12 protein-coding genes are annotated in these 18,354 nt (G+C 69.2%); 7 read left to right on the top strand and 5 right to left on the bottom strand.

The features are described 5' to 3' along the window. Positions 1-51 precede the first annotated feature (51 nt). The gene (gene uvrB, locus FKR81_RS36535) at positions 52-2,217 is read left to right on the top strand and encodes an excinuclease ABC subunit UvrB (RefSeq protein WP_146358795.1); all 2,166 of its coding nucleotides are present in this window, start codon (positions 52-54) and stop codon (positions 2,215-2,217) included. A 1,289-nt stretch (positions 2,218-3,506) separates the two neighbouring features. After that, positions 3,507-6,659, top strand: a complete 3,153-nt coding sequence (locus FKR81_RS36530) for a S8 family peptidase (protein WP_186763383.1) — start codon at positions 3,507-3,509, stop codon at positions 6,657-6,659. Here FKR81_RS36530 and FKR81_RS36525 read toward each other — a convergent pair. Beyond that, positions 6,641-6,979, bottom strand: a complete 339-nt coding sequence (locus FKR81_RS36525; RefSeq protein ID WP_146358793.1) for a MarR family winged helix-turn-helix transcriptional regulator — start codon at positions 6,977-6,979, stop codon at positions 6,641-6,643. The genes FKR81_RS36530 and FKR81_RS36525 overlap by 19 nt on opposite strands. Positions 6,980-7,039: 60 nt before the next feature. Here FKR81_RS36525 and FKR81_RS36520 point away from each other — a divergent pair, with 60 nt between their 5' ends. The 3 genes from FKR81_RS36520 (at position 7,040) to FKR81_RS36510 (ending at position 11,092) form a co-directional block, all read left to right on the top strand. Beyond that, positions 7,040-7,471 (top strand): MarR family winged helix-turn-helix transcriptional regulator, encoded by a 432-nt coding sequence (locus tag FKR81_RS36520; protein WP_328593183.1) that lies wholly within the window; start codon positions 7,040-7,042, stop codon positions 7,469-7,471. Between the two features lie 7 nt (positions 7,472-7,478). After that, the gene (locus tag FKR81_RS36515; protein ID WP_146358792.1) at positions 7,479-7,829 is read left to right on the top strand and encodes an MmcQ/YjbR family DNA-binding protein; all 351 of its coding nucleotides are present in this window, start codon (positions 7,479-7,481) and stop codon (positions 7,827-7,829) included. A gap of 89 nt (positions 7,830-7,918) precedes the next feature. Beyond that, a complete protein-coding gene (locus FKR81_RS36510) occupies positions 7,919-11,092 on the top strand; it encodes a S8 family serine peptidase (protein WP_146358791.1) in 3,174 nt (1,057 codons plus the stop codon). On the opposite strand, the gene FKR81_RS36505 is transcribed toward FKR81_RS36510, so the two are convergent. Further along, on the bottom strand, positions 11,065-11,451 hold the full coding sequence (locus FKR81_RS36505; protein ID WP_146358790.1) for a VOC family protein: 387 nt from the start codon (positions 11,449-11,451) through the stop codon (positions 11,065-11,067). The two genes, FKR81_RS36510 and FKR81_RS36505, sit on opposite strands and share 28 nt — an antisense overlap. Positions 11,452-11,507: 56 nt before the next feature. On the opposite strand from FKR81_RS36505, the gene FKR81_RS36500 reads away from it, so the two are divergent. Next, entirely contained in the window at positions 11,508-11,921 is a 414-nt protein-coding gene (locus FKR81_RS36500) for a VOC family protein (protein ID WP_146358789.1), read from the top strand. Between the two features lie 5 nt (positions 11,922-11,926). Here FKR81_RS36500 and FKR81_RS36495 read toward each other — a convergent pair whose 3' ends face one another. Together FKR81_RS36495 and FKR81_RS36490 are read right to left on the bottom strand one after the other, a co-directional pair. Continuing rightward, the gene (locus FKR81_RS36495) at positions 11,927-12,853 is read right to left on the bottom strand and encodes an ABC transporter permease (RefSeq protein WP_146358788.1); all 927 of its coding nucleotides are present in this window, start codon (positions 12,851-12,853) and stop codon (positions 11,927-11,929) included. Positions 12,854-13,000: 147 nt separating this feature from the next. Beyond that, a complete protein-coding gene (locus FKR81_RS36490) occupies positions 13,001-15,895 on the bottom strand; it encodes an alpha/beta fold hydrolase (protein WP_146358787.1) in 2,895 nt (964 codons plus the stop codon). 226 nt (positions 15,896-16,121) lie between these two features. On the opposite strand from FKR81_RS36490, the gene FKR81_RS36485 reads away from it, so the two are divergent. Further along, on the top strand, positions 16,122-17,126 hold the full coding sequence (locus FKR81_RS36485; RefSeq protein ID WP_146358786.1) for a TerC family protein: 1,005 nt from the start codon (positions 16,122-16,124) through the stop codon (positions 17,124-17,126). Here FKR81_RS36485 and FKR81_RS36480 read toward each other — a convergent pair. Next, positions 17,123-18,334 carry a metal-dependent hydrolase family protein gene (locus FKR81_RS36480; RefSeq protein WP_146358785.1) on the bottom strand — a complete coding sequence of 404 codons (1,212 nt, stop codon included), beginning with the start codon at positions 18,332-18,334 and terminating at the stop codon, positions 17,123-17,125. The two genes, FKR81_RS36485 and FKR81_RS36480, sit on opposite strands and share 4 nt — an antisense overlap. Between the last annotated feature and the right edge of the window lie 20 nt (positions 18,335-18,354).

The following is an 18,354-nucleotide window of genomic DNA, read 5'->3' as shown; positions in this document are numbered from 1 at the left end:
CTGACCAGGGCCGATCTGAAATTGTCAGACCCCCGGCGTACGGTCTTGGACGTGGCTTTCGCAACTGAGCTCCCGCCGGAGGAGACCACCGTCAAGGCTCACTCCGAGCACCGTCCCGTCGGCGACATCGAGCGCTCCACCGCGCAGTTCCGCGTGGTCAGCGACTACTCGCCGGCGGGTGACCAGCCGACGGCGATCGAGGACCTCGAACGCCGGATCCGGCGTGGCGAGAAGGACGTCGTGTTGCTGGGTGCCACGGGTACCGGCAAGTCGGCGACCACGGCGTGGCTGATCGAGAAGGTGCAGCGGCCGACGCTGGTGATGGCGCCGAACAAGACGCTGGCCGCGCAGCTCGCGAACGAGCTCAAGGAGTTCTTCCCGGAGAACGCGGTGGAGTACTTCGTGAGCTACTACGACTACTACCAGCCCGAGGCGTACATCCCGCAGACGGACACGTACATCGAGAAGGACTCGTCGATCAACGAGGACGTCGAGCGGCTGCGGCACTCGGCGACGATGTCGCTGCTCACCCGGCGGGACACGATCGTGGTCGCCTCGGTGTCGTGCATCTACGGCCTCGGCACGCCGCAGTCGTACCTCGACCGGTCGATCCCGCTGGAGGTCGGCGGCGAGGTCGACCGCGACACGTTCCTGCGCGCGCTGGTCGACGTGCAGTACACCCGCAACGACATGTCGTTCACGCGCGGCGGGTTCCGCGTGCGCGGCGACACGGTGGAGATCATCCCGTCGTACGAGGAGCTCGCCGTGCGCGTCGAGTTCTTCGGCGACGAGATCGACAAGCTGTACTACCTGCACCCGCTGACGGGTGACGTGGTGCGCGAGGTGTCGGAGCTGCGGATCTTCCCGGCGACGCACTACGTGGCGGGCCCGGAGCGCATGGAGCGCGCGATCCGCGACATCGAGGCCGAGCTGGAGTCCACGCTCGCGACGATGGAGCGCCAGGGCAAGCTGCTCGAGGCGCAGCGGCTGCGCATGCGCACGGCGTACGACATCGAGATGATGCGCCAGGTCGGCTTCTGCAACGGCATCGAGAACTACTCGCGCCACATCGACGGCCGCGGCGCGGGCACCGCGCCCGCGACGCTGCTCGACTACTTCCCGGACGACTTCCTGATGGTCATCGACGAGTCGCACGTGACGGTGCCGCAGATCGGCGGCATGTACGAGGGCGACGCGTCCCGCAAGCGCAACCTCGTCGAACACGGCTTCCGCCTGCCGTCCGCACTCGACAACCGCCCGCTCACGTGGGAGGAGTTCGCGGACCGCGTCGGCCAGACCGTGTACCTGTCCGCGACGCCCGGCCCGTACGAGATGGGCCAGACCGGCGGCGAGTTCGTCGAGCAGGTCATCCGCCCGACCGGCCTCGTCGACCCCGAGGTCGTCGTGAAGCCCACCGAGGGCCAGATCGACGACCTGGTCCACGAGATCCGCGTCCGCGCCGAACGCGACGAGCGCGTCCTGGTCACCACGCTGACCAAGAAGATGGCCGAGGACCTGACCGACTACCTGCTCGAGCTCGGCATCCGCGTCCGCTACCTGCACTCCGAGGTCGACACGCTGCGCCGCGTCGAACTGCTCAGGCAGCTGCGGCTCGGCGAGTACGACGTGCTGATCGGCATCAACCTGCTCCGCGAGGGCCTCGACCTGCCCGAGGTCTCCCTGGTGTCCATTTTGGACGCCGACAAGGAGGGCTTCCTCCGCTCGGGCACGTCCCTGGTCCAGACGATCGGCCGCGCGGCCCGCAACGTCTCCGGCCAGGTCCACATGTACGCCGACCGCATCACCGACTCGATGAAGCACGCCATCGACGAGACCAACCGCCGCCGCGAGAAGCAGGTCGCCTACAACCGCGAACGCGGCCTCGACCCGCAACCCCTCCGCAAGAAGATCACCGACATCCTCGAAGCCGTCTACGCCGAGGCCGAAGACGAGGTCGCCGTCGGCGGCTCCGGCCGCAACCAGTCCCGAGGCAAGAAGCCAACCGGCACCGAAGGCGGCCGCTCGGCAGGCGTCCTCCAGCCCCACGAGCGCGGCGGCATGGCCCGCTCCGAACTCGCCGACCTGGTCCAGCAACTCACCGACCAGATGATGAACGCCGCCCGCGACCTCCAGTTCGAACTCGCCGCCCGGCTGCGCGACGAGATCCAGGACCTGAAGAAGGAGCTGCGCGGCATGGATGCCGCAGGCGTGAAGTAGGCGCGTCCGGGGTGGGCGTGGCTGGGCCGGGGTTGGGGGCCGGGGAATGAGGTAAGAGCACTCGGCCGCCGGTTTGTGCTCGGGGGCCGCGCCCGTTTGGCAATGCGGGGTCGCCTGGGCGGCGGGCGCTCCTTGTGGCATCTGCCGGTTTGGTGTGGGCCGCGCCCGTTGGGTAGTGCGGTGCTTGCTGGTGCGGCGGGCGCTCTTTGGGTGTCTGTCGGTGGGGTTGTGGGCGGCGTCCGTTGGGCGGTGTGGTCCTCGCTGGCGCGGCGGGCGCTCCTCCGGATATCCGGCGGTTGGTTCGTGGTGGCGCGCCCGATGGGCAATGCGCGGGTCACCTCTGTGCCGGTGTGTTGCCTTGGTGCGTATGGCTTTACGGGCTTCGCCCGACACGACGCATGCCTTCGGCGTGCGTCGTACCGAGCCATCTGCCGCGGCAATGCGATGGTCGGATCCGCCGCCCGCCTTCCGCTGTCCTGGTCACTCGGGTTCGTGGTTGCCGGTCCGTGGCTGGACTTTCTCCTGCCCTCTTTCGACCGTGTGCTGCGTGAGGGCCCGGAATTGTCGGTGCTGGCTGCGAGCATGGATTCGGGGGGTTCTCGCGAGCGGGGACGCCTGCGTGAGCGCGGCCGCAAGCGATGATCCAGGCCGACAACCGGCCCGTCGACACGCCGAAACCACGGCGTTTCCCGCACACCTGCCGCCAGCCCGCTGCTCGCGCCAACCCGCGGCACCTGCTCGAGCCAAGGCCTCCGCGTGCCTGCTTGCGCATAGCCGTCGCGTGCCTGTTCGCACCAACTGGCCGCGTGCCCGTTCGCGCCAACCTGCAGCACCTGCTCGCGCCAAGCTCGCCGCGTGCCTGCTCGCGCCTAGCCTGCCGCGTGCCTGCTCGCGCCTAGCCTGCCGCGTGCCTGCTCGCGCCTAGCCTGCCGCGTGCCTGCTCGCGCCAAGCTCGCCGCGCGCCTGCTCGCCCTTAGCCTGCCGCGTGCCCGCCGCGCCAACTGGCCGCGTGCCGCTCGCGCCAACTGGCCGCTGTCCGTTCGCACCAAGCACATTTGCCGCCCGTTCGCGCCGAGCTCCTCGCCTTGCCCGCGCGCACCAACCGCCGTCCGCCCGTTCGCGCAAGCCCGTTGGCCTGACCGCACCACCCCAAGCCGCCAATGGAATTTCAGGTGGGGTGGGATTACGTGGTCTGGACCTTGACGAGGGGCTCTGAGCGCGACAGTGTCGATCGAGCGCACCCCGCCGCCTGCGCAACGAGGAATTCGTTGCTGTCGGCGGGAGGGTTCATGCGGCGCGGTCTGGCGTTGGGTGCGGCTGTTGTCACCCTGGTCGGTCTGATCAGCAGTCCGGGCACCGGAGCCGCCGCGCCCGAGGAGAGCGAGAGCGCCGGGCAGGCGAAGTCGGTCACGTTGATCAGTGGTGACCGGGTGCTCGTCCAAGGGAACCGAGTCACGGTCCTCCCCGCGCCCCAACGGGACGGCGTCGTGTTCCGGCAGACCAGGGACAAGCGCGGCCACATCACGGTCACCCCGCTGGATGCGCAAGCCCACGTGGAAACGGGCAAGCTCGACAAGCGGCTGTTCGACGTCACGGCGTTGATCGAGCAGCATCGGGACGACCAGTCGCGCGACACGTTGCCGCTCATCGTCGGCAGGGACCAAGCCCAACAACTCCCCAGCCTCAAAGCGGACAAGCAGAACCCCGGCAAGAACCAACTGAGCACGCTCTGGGGCCAGATCAAGAGCGACCCGAGCATCACCAAGGTCTGGCTCGACGGCGAGAAGAAGCTCGACGACGCCGAGAGTCACGCGCAGATCGGGGCGCCGCAGGTGTGGCGCAACGGGTTGACGGGCAAGGGTGTCACGGTTGCGGTGATCGACGGCGGCTACGACGCCACCCACCCGGACCTCGAAGGCAAAGTCCTCGAGGCGAGGGACTTCACGGGGCGGCCCGAGGGTGTGAAGGACATCTACGGGCACGGCACGCACGTGGCGGCGACGATCGCCGGCAAGGGTGTGTTCGGCGGGACCGCGCCGGACGCCCAACTGATCGTGGGCAAGGTGTGCGGCCAGGAGACGTGTGACGACTCCGCGATTCTCGAGGCCATGGAGTGGGCTGCGCCGCGTGCTCAGGTGGTCAACCTGAGTTTGGGCGGCGAGGCGACTGACGGCACGGATCCCCTGTCCCTTGCCGTCAACCGCCTCTCCGAGCAGCACGGCACCCTGTTCGTGATCGCGGCGGGCAACCAGGGCAGCGTGTTGTCGGTCGGGAGTCCGGCCACCGCCGACGCGGCGCTCGCGGTCGGCAGTGTCAACAAACGCGACTCGCTCAGCCGGTTCTCCAGTCGCGGGCCGCGTGTGGGGGACCTGGCGATCAAGCCGGAGATCGTGGCGCCCGGTGAAGGGATCGGGGCGGCGCGCGCGAGCGGAACCACGCTCGGTACGCCGATCGACGACGTGCACACGCGGGCCAGTGGTACGTCGATGGCCACACCGCACGTCGCCGGTGCGGCGGCGGTGCTCAAGCAGCAGCACCCCGACTGGGCGGCGCCGCAGCTCAAGGCCGCGCTCACCTCGTCGGCCAAGCACGTCGGGCGCACGGTGTACGAGGAAGGCAGTGGACGGCTCGACCTCGTTGCCGCGACGACGCAAACCGTGTACGCCATCCCCAACGCGCTGAACTTCGGCGTGCTGCGGTTCCCGCACACCGACCTGCCGCCGATCACGAAGACGCTGACCTACCACAACGTCACCGACCAGCCGGTCACCGTGCCGATCAAGGCTGACGACGAGGCGATCTCCTTCAGCGCCAACGAGATCACGATTCCGGCCAAGCAGAGCCAGCGCGTCGACGTCACGCTCACCCCGGCCAAGGCGAAGGTCGGCACGGGCAGCGTGCGCGTCACGGCCGGCAACGCGACGACCGCGGTCGGGTTCACGGCCGAGCCGGAGCAGTACGAGCTGACGATCAGCGTGCTCGACCGGGCGGGCCGGCCCAGCAGCGGCAGCCTGTCGGCCATCGCGCTCGACAGCGGTGACGACGTCGACGTGCCGCCGCTGGTCAACGGCACCGCGAAGGTGCGCGTGCTCAAGGGGCGGTACGCGGTCAACGCGTTGATCAGTGAGGAAGGCGCGCACACCTGGGCCAGCACGCCCGAGCTGCTGGTCGACCAGCCCAGGTCGATCGTGATCGACGCCAGGCAGGGCAAGAAGATCGGCGTCGGGCTGGACCGGCCGACCACGCGCAAGCACATCCAGATCGACGCGATCCACCGGACCGCGAGCGGTGCGACGGCGCAGGACGGCGTGCAGAGCAAGGGAACCGACGCGTTCTACGCCGTGCCCGCCAAGGCGGACACCGCGTACTTCAACTTCGGCGTCGACCAGGTGCACAACAGCGACGGCCACCAGTACTACGTCGCCGTACCGACGCTGGGCGCCATCCCGGAGAACCTCAGCCCGCGCGTGCGCGACCGCGACCTCGGGCAGGAACAGGTGCGCTACCGGGCGCAGGGGCAGCCGATGATCGGGTCGCGGTCGTCGGTGCCGATCTACGTGAAGAACCAGTTCGTCGCGTTCGGCGTCTCGCTCGACCTGCCGATCCCGGCGCGCCGGACCGAGCACTTCACGGCGCAGCCGGACGTCTCGTGGACGTTCGACTTCTTCCAGCGGCCGCAAGACCAGCCGAGCGTCGGGTTCGACGGGCACATCGGGCGCGAACGCCGGGTCTTCACGCCCGGCGAGCGCACCACGGGCAGCTGGAACGCCGTGGTGGCCGGCACGGACATCTCCTACCGGCCGTTCAACGGGCTGACCCGGCAGGGCGACAACGGCTACGTCCAGCACTGGCCGTTCGCGCCGGGTGAGTCGAACGCGTCCGACGAGTTCGTGTTCGGCGCGCCGTACATCAGCGCGCGCACCGCTCTGTCCACTGAGGACGGAAAGGTGCTGGCCGACACGTCCAGCGTGTTCGCCAGCTTCAAGCTGCCCGAGGCGCCGCAGCGGTACGTGCTCGACGTGGCAGCCAAGCGCAGTCCCCGCTGGACGCCGTACGCGCCGACCGCGACCTCCCGCTGGAAGTTCACGTCGGGACGCACCGCGGCCAAGGAGTACCTGGCGGTGCCGACGCTGCGGGTCACCGGCAACTTCGACGACTACAACCGGGCGCCCGCGTGCGGCGCCTTCCCGCTGACGATCACGGTCGCGCCGCAGAAGGGATCGACGGGCGCCGCCGCGGTCAAGAAGGTCACGGCCGAGCTGTCCGTCGACGACGGCGTCACCTGGAGGCCCGTGCTCGTGGCGGGCAGGGGCACCACGTGGCGCGCGCTGGCGTTGCATCCGAACAAAGCCGAGTTCGTGTCGCTCAGGGTGAAGGCGGTCGACACGGCGGGCAACGAGGTCGAGCAGACGACGATCAGGGCCTACGGGCTCACGCGCTGAAGGTTGTTCGCCATGTGGCTCAATACTCGAACGGTGTGTTCGTAGTCCTCCGAGGACAGTCCGGACATGAGCGTGCCGCGAATCCCCTCGACGCGGCGCAGCAGCGCGGCGCGGACTTTCTCGCCCTCTGGGGTGAGCTGGCCCCGCGCCGCCCACCCGCGCGCCTCCAGATCAGACATGATCGACGGTGTGGTGGATGCGGGTGCGTTCAGGGCCTGCCAGTGCCGTCTGGTGAGTCCGTCCTCAGTGATCACCCGATCGAACGCGGCGTCGATGAGACCGTCCAGGTGCTTCAGCCAGTACCCGATTGGTTGGTTCATGTCGACTCCTATAGATGTAAACTAACAACTACATGCACATGATTATGTATCGGAGCGGGAGTGAACGGCAACAGGGACGTCGAACTGGTCGAGCAGGCGATGGTGGCGATCAGGCGCAGCCAGACCCGCAGAGCGCTGGCCGAGTTGGCGAGTCCCGCGTACGACGTGCTGGACGTCGTCGAGGCAGCCGAGCACAACGGCGCTCAGGCGACCGTGTCGAGCGTCGCGACCTCGTTGAACGTCGACCAGCCACGAGCGAGCAAGCTCGTCACGCTCGCGGTCGACGGCGGGCTGGTGCGCCGCGTCGCGGACCAGGCGGACGGGCGGCGGGCACTGCTCGTCCGCACGCCGAGAGGGCGGGCGGTCTCCGCGGAGATCCACCGCAGCCGGCAGGCAGCGTTCGCGTCAGCCATGACGGACTGGTCCGACGACGAACGCGCCGAGTTCGCGCGGCTGCTGACGCGTTTCGTGACCGCGTTCGGCGCGCGATAATCGCCCGGTGACCCTCGACGAGTTGATCGCGTACTGCGCGGCGAAGCCCGGTGCCGAGGAGACCTATCCGTGGGGTGAAGCGGAACTGGTCTGCAAGGTCGGCGGCAAGGCGTTCGCGTTCATCGGGCTGACGGAAAATTCAGTCGGCCTCAAGTGCGGTGCGGATGCCGAGGAAGCGGGGGAGTGGCGCGACCGCTATCCGGACGACATAGCGGTGAGCGGCTACATCGGCCGGTACGGCTGGAACACCCTCCGGATCAAGGGTGCCGTGCCGGACGACGAACTGCTGGAGCTGGTGGACCTTTCGTACGAGTCCATCGTGTCCAAGCTCCCCAAGCGAAAGCGGCCGATGGTCTAGACATTGACAAGTGCGCGGAAGCGCGGCCACATTGGGACGCGCTTCGAGGTGCTCCCGCCGAGCCTCACTCGCCGGCCTGGGAGAAACTCATGCGCTGGAGCCGAATCGCCGCGCTCACCGTGCTGCTGCTCACCGTTCCCGCACCCGCGAACGCTGCGCCGCTACCCGCCGCGGGCGCAGGAAACGGCGCCACACCAACGAAAACCGTCACCCTGATCACCGGTGACGAGGTGTCGGTTTCCTACCAGGGATCGCGGCCGTTCGTCACCGTGCTGCCCGCTCCCGGCCGCGAGAAGATCACCGTGCTCACGCGGTACAGCAAGGATCGTCGGGGTGCTGACCACCTGATGGTCACGCCGGTCGACGCACTGGCCCCGCTGAACCAGGGCAGGCTGGACCGGCGGTTGTTCGACGTCGCGGAGCTGATTCGCCAGGGCCGCAAGGGCGATGAGCTGATCTACACGCGGACCACCGTCCTCGACGCCGTCTCCGTGCGCGCTGACCGCGGCCTGTGGGAGACGCTGAAGCATTCCGGAAAGGCCTGGCTGAACGGCAGGATCCGGCTCAGCGACGACGTGAGCAACGTCCAGATCGGCGCGCCGCGGGCGTGGGAGAGCGGGTACACCGGCAAGGGCGTCACGGTCGGCGTGCTCGACACCGGTTACGACGCAACGCATCCGGACCTCAAGGGCGTCGTCACCGATGCCAAGGACTTCACCGGCGAGGGCATCACCGACACGCACGGCCACGGCACGCACGTCGCCTCCACGATCGCCGGATCCGGTGCCGCGTCGGGCGGACGCCACAAGGGGGTCGCCCCGGACGCGCGGCTGGTCGTCGGCAAGGTTTGCGGCGAGGACTCGTGCGAGGAGTCCGCGGTGCTCGAAGGCATGGAGTGGGCCGCACAGCACGCGAAGGTCGTCAGCATGAGCCTCGGCGGCGACGCCACCGACGGAACCGACCCGCTGTCCGTGGCCGTCAACGAGCTCACCGCCCGGCACGGCGCGCTCTTCGTGGTGGCCGCGGGCAACAACGGCTGGGCGGGCACCGTCGGCACACCTGCCGCCGCCGACGCGGCGCTCGCGGTCGGCAGCGTCTCGAAGCAGGACGTGCTCAGCTCGTTCTCCAGCCAGGGGCCGCGCGTGGGCGACCACGCGGTGAAACCCGACATCACCGCACCCGGTGAGAACATCATCGCCGCTCGCGCGGCGGGCACCTCGCTGGGCGACCCGGTCGACGCGCTGCACACCTCGGCGAGCGGCACGTCGATGGCGACCCCGCACGTCTCCGGTGCGGCGGCGATCCTCGCGCAGCGGCAGCCCGCGTGGTCACCGGAGCAGCTGAAGGCCGGTCTGATGGGCACGGCCACGACGCTGGACGGCCCGTCGGTGTTCGAGCAGGGCGCCGGGCGCCTCGACGTCGCACGTGCCGTCACGACGACGGTCCAGGTCTCCCCGCCGAGCCTCAGCTTCGGACTCGTGAAGTACCCGTACACCAACGAGAAGCCGATCACGAAGACGCTGACCTACCGCAACGACGGCGACGCGCCGCGGACCCTGCCGCTCTCGCGCACCGGAACCGCGCCGATCACGTTCTCCGCCAACGAGATCACCGTGCCCGCGCACGGCGAGGCGAAGGTCGACGTCACGTTCACGCCCGCGGGCCTCACCGCGGCAGGCGGCTTCGGCGGCCGGATCACCCCGAACGTCGCGTTCGGCGGCACCGCGGAGGCCGAGTCCTACGAGCTCACCGTGAAGGTCATCGATCGCGACGGCAAACCGGCGGCCGGCGCGGACGAGGAGGACTTCCTCGACATCGCGCGGATCGACGACTACGACGAGCACGACGACATCGAGCTGGTGAACGGCGTCGCGAAGGTGCGCCTGCCCAAGGGGGTCTACGCCGTCGACTCGCTGACCACGACCAAGCGCGGAGACAAGCCCGTGCGCACCATGGCCTCGTCGCCGGACGTCGCGGTCGACCGCGCGGGCGTCGTGATCACGATCGACGCGCGGAAGGGCAAGAAGATCGAGGTGCTGCCCGACCAGAAGGGGCTCACCCGGCACGTCGCCGACGTGAACGTCGTGCACAGCGGCAAGACGACGGTCAACACCGGCCTGCGCGCCCGCGGTGCCGACGAGCTCTACGCCGTGCCGGTGAAGAGCGATCCGAAGACGTTCGGCTTCGGCGTCTACCAGGGGCTCGTCAAGGACGGCCTCGCCTACTACGTCGCCAAGCCCACCGCCGGTGCGGTGCCGAGTTCGCTGACGTATCGCGTGCACGCCAAGGACATGGCGCGCGACGACGCGAGGTACCGCGCGCAGGGCATCGCGGCGGCGGGCACCCGCTCGGCCGTGCCCGCGTACGTGCCCGGCCAGAGCGTGATCTTCGCGGCCGGGATCCCCGTTCCCTTGCCCGGCAGGCGAACCGAGTACTTCTCGGTCGGCGAGGACATCGAGTACTACCACTACCTGTGGCAGCACAAGATCGGCACACCGCTGCAGCTGGACGGCGAGATCAGGCTGCCGCTGACCATCTACCGCAAGGGCGAGCGCCGGGCGACGGACTGGAACTCCGCCGTGCACGGCAACGACATCTCGGGCCACGAGACGTTCAACGCCGTGCGCCGCTTCGAGAACACGATTGCCGTGCAGTCGTGGCCGTTCGCTCCGTCCGGCCAGGGGCAGACGGCGTGGGCGCTCAACGCGGGCCTCACCGTCAACGGCGGCACCTCACTGTCCACTGAGGATGGAAAGGTACTGGGTGCGGAGAACCGCCTGATCACGATGATGACGATGCCCGCGGAGCGCGCCCGGTACGTGCTGGACGTCAAGATGAGCCGGGCGCCGGAGTGGTCCACGCTCGCCACGACGGTGAGCACCACCTGGCGGTTCACCAGCGAGCGGACGACGGCGACCGAGTACGTGCCGCTGCTGACGCTGCGCACGAGCGGCAAGTTCGACGACTACAACCGCGCACCGGTCGCGTCGTCGTTCGGGCTGGACGTGATGACCGGTCAGCAGGCCGGCTCGGCGGGCAAGCGGATCATCGCGAAGGTGACCGTGGAGACGTCCGCCGACGACGGTGAGACGTGGACCTCGGCGCGCGCGTCCGGGCACACGGGCGACCGGTGGTCGTTCACGACGGCCAACCCGGCGGGCGCGAAGTTCATGTCCGTGCGGGTGACCGCGGTCGACTCGACCGGTGACTCGGTCGAGCAGACCACGATCCGCGCCTACGGCATCTTGTCCGCGGGAGGCTGAATGACGCCGAAGATGTTGCCTTCGGTGTCCTTGTAGTAGCCGACCTTGCCGACACCGGGCATGTCCGTGACGGGCAGCGCGACCGTGCCGCCCGCCTCGGCGATGGCCGCGTCGGTGGCGGCGATGTCGGTGACACCGGTGGTCATCACCCAGCCGTTCACGGGAGCGTCGGGGGCCGGCTCGGGCCCCCGGCGCGGCACCATGCCGCCGTCGACGCCGGGGCCGTCGTCCCCGGTCGTGACGAGCCAGTACGGCTGGTCGCCCCACTGCTCGAACTTCCAGCCGAAGACCGATTCGTAGAAGGTCCGCGCCCGCTCGGGATCAGCGGCGTGGATCTCGAAGTGCACTGGACGAGGCATCTTGGGAGGCTACTCCCGGACAGTGGTTGTCCGCATTGCGATCTACGGTGGGCCCCATGGGTTTCCAGGTGACGATGGACGCGGCCGACCCCGCGAAGCAGGCCGAATTCTGGGCGCAGGCACTCGGGTACGTGCTGCAGCCGCCGCCTCCCGGTTTCGACTCCTGGGAGGCGTTCCTCGACAAGATGAACGTGCCGCAGGAGGCGCGCAACTCCCGTTCGGCGATCGTCGACCCGGCGGGCGTCGGCTCGCGGGTCTTCTTCCAGCAGGTGCCCGAGGGCAAGACCGCGAAGAACCGCGTGCACATCGACGTGAACGCCAGCAACGGCACGCACGACCGCGCGCTCGTCGCCGCGCACGTGGCGAAGCTCGAAGGGCTTGGCGCCCAACGGGTCGAGGAGTTCGACGACCCGTTGGGCTACTGGATCACCATGCTCGATCCGGAGGGGAACGAGTTCTGCGTGCAGTGACCGCGCTAGCTGGTGATGTCCTTGCGCACGAACTTCTGCGCCGCGAGCAACGTGAAGACGCCGCCGTAGATGAGCGCGGAGCAGACGCCCTTCGTCATCTCCGACCAGTCGATCTCGGTCGACAACAGGTCGGCCCACGCCATGGCGTAGTGCGTCGGCAGGTAGTTGCGCAGGTCCTCCAGCGCGGTGATCTGGTCGAGGATCTGCGACAGGATCGACACCAGCACCGTGCCGCCGACCGCGCCGAGCGGCGCGTCGGTGGACACGGACAGGTACAGCGCCAGACCGGCCACCCAGAACAGGTTGATCGAGATGTAGCAGACCGCGAGCGCGACACCGAGCACGCCGTCGCCGAACGGTGCCGCCTCGCCGGTCGGGCTCACCACCTCGCCCGCGCCGTACCAGGTCACGCCCACCGCCAGCGCCACGGCCGGCAGCAACGCCAGTGCGAAGACGCTGAGGAGCCCCGACGCGACCGCCTTCTGGCGGAGCAGGCGGTGGCGGGGGATCGGGGCGGCCAGCAGGTACTTGAGGCTCGACCAGGACGCCTCGCTCGCGATCGTGTCGCCGAAGAACAGCGCCACGATCATCGGCAGCAGGAAGCTGCCCGACACGAACAGCGTCAGCACCACGAAGTTGATGCCGCTCGCCGTGGCCAGGTCGACGAACCCGCCGGAGCGGCGGTTCGGGTTGGACTGGCCGATCTCGAAGCTCAGCGCCAGCAGGAACGGCAGGAGCACCAGGAAACCCAGCACCAGCTGCGTGCGGCGGCGCCGGATCTGCCTGGCCAGCTCAACCCTCAGCTTGAGGGTGCGGTTCGCCCGGTAGCTCTTGGGTGAGCCGTCCTCCGCGACCTCGAGGTGGGTCTGGGCGGCCGCGTCGGTCAGGTCCTTGAGGGCGCCGGGATCGGTGTGGACGTCGTGCTCGTTCACCTGGCATCCCCCTTCTCGTCGTGTGAACGGCCCGTTCGCGCTGCTCGGGGCCGGGAATTGTCGGTGTCGCGTGGGATGCTGAAAGCAGGGGATCCCCCTGGCGGGGACGCTTGCGTCAGCGTTGCCGGGCGCGGGTTCGCGCTGTGCTCACTCACCGCCGACCAACTCCAGGAACGCGTCTTCCAGCCTGCGCCGCGGACCGGCCTGGTCCACCGCGATCCCCGCCGCCACCAAGGCCGACAGAGCGGTCGCGCGCGGCACGCCGTTCATCGACGCGTGCACGGCGTCCTCCTCGACGTGCACGTCGCGCACGCCCTCGATGTCGCCGAGCACCTTCGCCGCGAGCGTCGGCTGGTCGACCTTGAACGTGGCCTCGCCACCACCGGCGGCGACCTCGCCGACCTCGCCCGCCGCGACGAGCTTGCCCTTGTGCATCACGACGACGTGCGAGCAGGTCTGCTCGACCTCGGCCAGCAGGTGCGACGACACCAGCACCGTCCGGCCCGCCGCGGCGTAGCGGCGCAGCACCTCGCGCATCTGGTGGATCTGGGGCGGGTCGAGACCGTTGGTCGGCTCGTCCAGCACGAGCAGATCCGGCAGGCCGAGCATCGCCTGCGCGATCGCCAGCCGCTGCCGCATGCCCTGGCTGTACGTGCGCACGCGCCGGTGCACGGCGTCGCCGAGGCCGGCGATCTCCAGTGCCTCGTCGAGGTGCGCCTCGGACAGCGGGCGGCCGGTCGCGGCCCAGTACAGCTTCAGGTTCGCCGCACCGGACAGGTGCGGCAGGAAGCCGGAGCCCTCGACGAACGACCCGATCCGCGCCAGCACCGGCGCACCCGGCACCACCTTGTGCCCGAACACGCGGATGTGTCCCTCGGTCGGGTGGATCAGGCCCATCAGCATGCGCAACGTCGTGGTCTTGCCCGCGCCGTTCGGGCCGAGCAGGCCGAGCACCTGGCCGTGCTCCACGCGGAACGACAGGTCCTTCACCGCCGTCAGCCCACCGGGGTACGACTTCGTCAGCGACGAGATCACCAGTGGCACGGATGCCAGCGACGGATCCTCGTCGTGCGCGAGGCGACGGCGGAACATCGCGATCACCCCGGCGAGCGCCAGCACGGCCAGCGAGATCCCGATGCCCCACAGCGCGCCGACGGGCGCGCCCTCGGTGACGTTCGTGCCCGGCACCACCGGCACGGAGATCGTGTCGGCCGCCAGCGAGACCTGGTACGCGGCGGGCGCGGTGGCGTTCTGGAACGCCTGGTCCGTCGTCGACACGACGACCGCCAGCCGGTGCTCGCTCTCGACCGGGCGCACCGCGCCGGGCAGCGTCACGGACACGTCGGTCGGGTTGCCGTCCGCGGGCAGCGCCACCCTGATCGGCGCGACGGCCGAGCCGGGCAGCGTGCGCACGCCCTCGGCGCTCACGTCGTACAGCTTCACGAACAGCACCGCTTCCGGCGACTGCTGGTTCGGCGCGTTGGCGACGCGCAGCCGCACGGACGACGCACCCGTCAGCAGCATCTGCGAGTCCAGCGCGTCGGACGTGAACACCGCGGCCTGACCGGGCAGGTCGACCGACAGCCGCGACGAGATCGAGCTCGACCGGCTCAGCGCGGAGCCGAGTCCGGGCAGGCTCGACACCGCGGCCGGGTTGCCGCCTGCCGGGTTCACCACGAGCTGCGGACGCCCGGACAGCTTCAGGTCCCTGCGCTCGGTCTGCGCACCGCCGGACAGGCCGGGATAGCTGGGAGCGATGACGGTGCGCAGGGACGGCGTGCCGTTCGTGCGGAACGCGCCCTGCACCGCGTACTCGAAACCGGTGCCGGGGTCCGTGCCCTTGCCCGTCAGGTGGAACGACAGCCAGTCCGAGATCTGCTTGCGCAGCTGCGTGCCGGGGCTGCCGCCGTCGTGACCGCCCGCGTACCAGACGACCTTGACCTGGCCGCCCGCCTCGCTGATCTGCCGCGCGGTCGCGTCCGCCTGGTCGAGTCCGAACAGCGTGTCCTGCTCGCCCTGCACCAGCATCGTCGGCTTGGTGATCTTGTCGGCCACCTCGACGGGGGACGACTTGCGCAGCAGCTCCAGCGTCTGCGCCGACGCCTTGCCGGTGGTCGCGACCTCCGTGTACGCGGCGCACACCTCCGGGCGGAACCGGCCGCACGCGTCGGTCGGACGCGCGGGCTGGCGGTTCTGCCCCTGCTGACCGGCCTCCTGGGGTGCCTGTGTCGGCGTGGACACCTGCGCGTTGTCGTCGATCTGTCCCGGCTCCGGCGCCTCACCGGCCGGGCTCGCCGTGTCCGCGTTCGTCATGCCCGCGGAGAAGAAGATGCCCGCCCACGAGCGCTTGAACACGCCGTTGTCGGAGAACGCGTTCGCCGACGGCGTGGCGCCCTGCGGCTGCGCGAGCGCGGCTGAGTTCGGCAGCAGCGCCTGGCTCAGGTCGTTGTAGGTGATGACCGGGACGAGCGTGTCGACGCGCTGGTCGACGCCCGCGAGCAGCAACGCGAGCGCGCCGCCGTAGGACGCGCCGGTGACGCCGATGCGCGGGTCGCCCGGTGCGTCCTTCTGCACCTCGTCGCGGGTGGCCAGCCAGTCCAGCAGCTTCTGCGCGTCGCGGACCTCGTAGTCCAGCGAGTTCAGCGCGATCTGGCCGGTGCTGCGCCCGAAGCCGCGGGCGGAGTACGCGAGCACGACGAAGCCGTCGCGCGCGAGCTCCTCGGCCTGCGTCTTGACGCTGTTCTTGCTGCCGCCGAACCCGTGCGGCAGCAGAACCGCCGGCGCCGGGGTGCGTTGGGGCAGGTAGAGGGTGGTGTCGATCTGGACTGTCTGCGTGCTGTCCGGACCCTCGGGCACGTCGATGACGGCATCGCGGGTCGGCACCGGCACCGGGTCATCTCCGGTCCGCGTGAAGAACACGATGCCGGCCGCGAGGGCCAGGATCACGATCACAGCGGGGAGTGACCACCGGCCGCGCAGGCGGGGGAGGCGGGACACCTCGTTGACCTTATGCGCAGTTTGCTGAGAACGGGCTGTCAGCATCTCAGGCGGTGCGTCTGGTCACCCTCGGTGGCGCGAACTACCTGCGGTAAGAGACACTGTTCACGGCTAGTTGGAGGGGAGTACTCCCTCGCGGCGGTGTCGTCAGTACGGAGTTCCAACGTAGGAGCTCCCGGTGCCGTCGGTCGAAGGTTCGCTGACCAGCGAATTTCGGCGGAGGAGACCTCCGGAGTAATGGCGTGCCGCCTTTAGGTCCGGAGGTTGAATTGTGAACGTCCCCGCGTGGCTGTGGATCGCAACGATCGCAGGTCTGCTCGTACTGCTGGCTGTTGACCTCGTCATCGTCGATCGCAAACCCCACGAGGTGACGATCGGCGAAGCCGCCCGGTGGGTGGTCTTCTACGTCGCGATCGCGGGCCTGTTCGGTGTCGGGCTGTGGTTGCTCTTCGGCTCGCAGTACTCCACGGAGTTCTTCGCCGGGTACATCACGGAGTACTCGCTCAGCGTCGACAACCTGTTCATCTTCTTGATCATCATGACCACCTTCAAGGTGCCCGCGATCCACCAGCACAAGGTGCTGCTGATCGGCATCCTGCTGGCGCTGGTCATGCGCGGTGGCTTCATCGCGGCGGGTGCGGCGCTCATCTCCCAGTTCAGCTGGGTCTTCTACATCTTCGGCGCGTTCCTGATCTACACCGGCTGGCAGCTCGCCCGCGAGAACCACGACAACGACGACGAGGAAGAGTTCAAGGAGAACATCATGCTGCGCCTCGTGCGCAAGGTGTTCCCCGTGACCGACGACTTCCACGGCGCCAACTCGTTCATCAAGATCGACGGCAAGCGCTACGTCACGCCGATGTTCATCGTCATGGTCGCCATCGGCAGCACGGACCTGCTGTTCGCGCTCGACTCCATCCCGGCCATCTTCGGCCTCACCAAGGAGCCGTTCCTGGTCTTCACCGCGAACGCGTTCGCGCTGATGGGCCTGCGCCAGCTGTACTTCCTGCTCGGCGGACTGCTGTCGAAGCTCGTCTACCTGTCGGTCGGCCTGTCGGTCATCCTCGGCTTCATCGGCGTCAAGCTGATCCTCGAGGCGCTGCACACGAACCAGCTGTCGTTCCTCAACGACGGCCAGCCGCTGCACGTGCCGACGATCGGCATCGAGGTCTCCCTCAGCGTGATCATCGGAGTGCTGGCGATCACGACGATCGCCAGCCTCCTCAAGGTGAAGCGCGACCCGGAGGCCCAGAAGCACGTGGGCTCGAACGCCTAGATCACCCGCACGCCGTCCTGGTAGACGGCGCGGATCGCCTGGCGCAGGGTGCCGTCGACGACGTGCTGTTCGGCGTCACCCTCCACCAGAACGACATCGGCACGCTTGCCAGGGGCGAGCGTGCCGAGCTCGTTGTCGACCCCCAGCAGCTCGGCGGCGCTGAGCGTCGTCGCGTGCAACGCCTGTGCGGGCTTCATGCCGTTGCGCGCCATCAGCGTCAGCTCGTTGAGGTTGTCGCCGTGCGGGCCGACACCGGAGTCGGTGCCCATGGCGATCTTGACGCCGGCGTCCACTGCGGACCGGAACGACTCGGCGTGCTGCGCGGCAACGACGTGTGCCTTCGCGAGGACCACCTCGGACACCGGGACGCCCGCAGCGGCCTGCTCCAGCAGCATGCGCGGCGCCATCAGCGTCGGCACCAGCCAGGTGCCGCGCGCCAGCATCTCCTCGATGCCCCGGTCGTCGAGGAACACGCCGTGCTCGATCGAGCGCACGCCGTTGCGCACCGCGGTGAGGATGCCGTCGGCGCTCATCGCGTGCGACATCACGGCGATCCCGGCGGCCGCGGCCTCCTGGACGATCATCGCGATCTCGTCGTCGCGGAAGTGCGCGTGCCTGGGGTTGGAGCGCGGTGACATCACGCCGCCGCTCGACGCGATCTTGATGACGTCCGCACCCGCGCGCACCAGCTCGCGGATGACCTTGCGCAGCTCCTCGGGACCGTCCGCGACGGTGTTCGGGCGGCCGGGGTGCGGTGGGATCGACGCGACGTGCGCGCCGCACGCCATCCAGTCGTCGTTGTGCCCGCCGGTCTGCGACACCATGTTGATCGCGATCTGCATGCGCGGGCCTGCGACGAGCTTCCGTCGCACCGCCTCCGCGACACCGAGGTCGGCGCCGAGCGCGTCGCGGACGGTCGTGATGCCGCACTCGAGCGTCAAGCGCATGTTGCCGATTGCCTCGTAGAACGGCAGCGAGAACGGTGTGTTCAGCGAGTGCACGAGGTCGGGCGTGCCGAACATCAGGTGCACGTGGCAGTCGAAGAGTCCGGGCAGGACGGTGTGGCCGGTCGCGTCGACGACGACGTCGCCGTCCAGGCCGGTTCCGACGTCGACGATCCGGTCGTTCTCGACGACGACGTCGGCTTCGGCCGTGGGTGAGCCGGTGCCGTCGAACACTTTCCCGCCGGTGAAGAGGGTGCGCGTCATGAGGCGAAATCTATGTGATC

The organism is Lentzea tibetensis, from assembly GCF_007845675.1.
Taxonomy (GTDB): domain Bacteria; phylum Actinomycetota; class Actinomycetes; order Mycobacteriales; family Pseudonocardiaceae; genus Lentzea; species Lentzea tibetensis.
The sequence above is the reverse complement of the archived record's forward strand: the minus strand, read 5'-3'. Positions and strand labels throughout refer to the sequence as shown.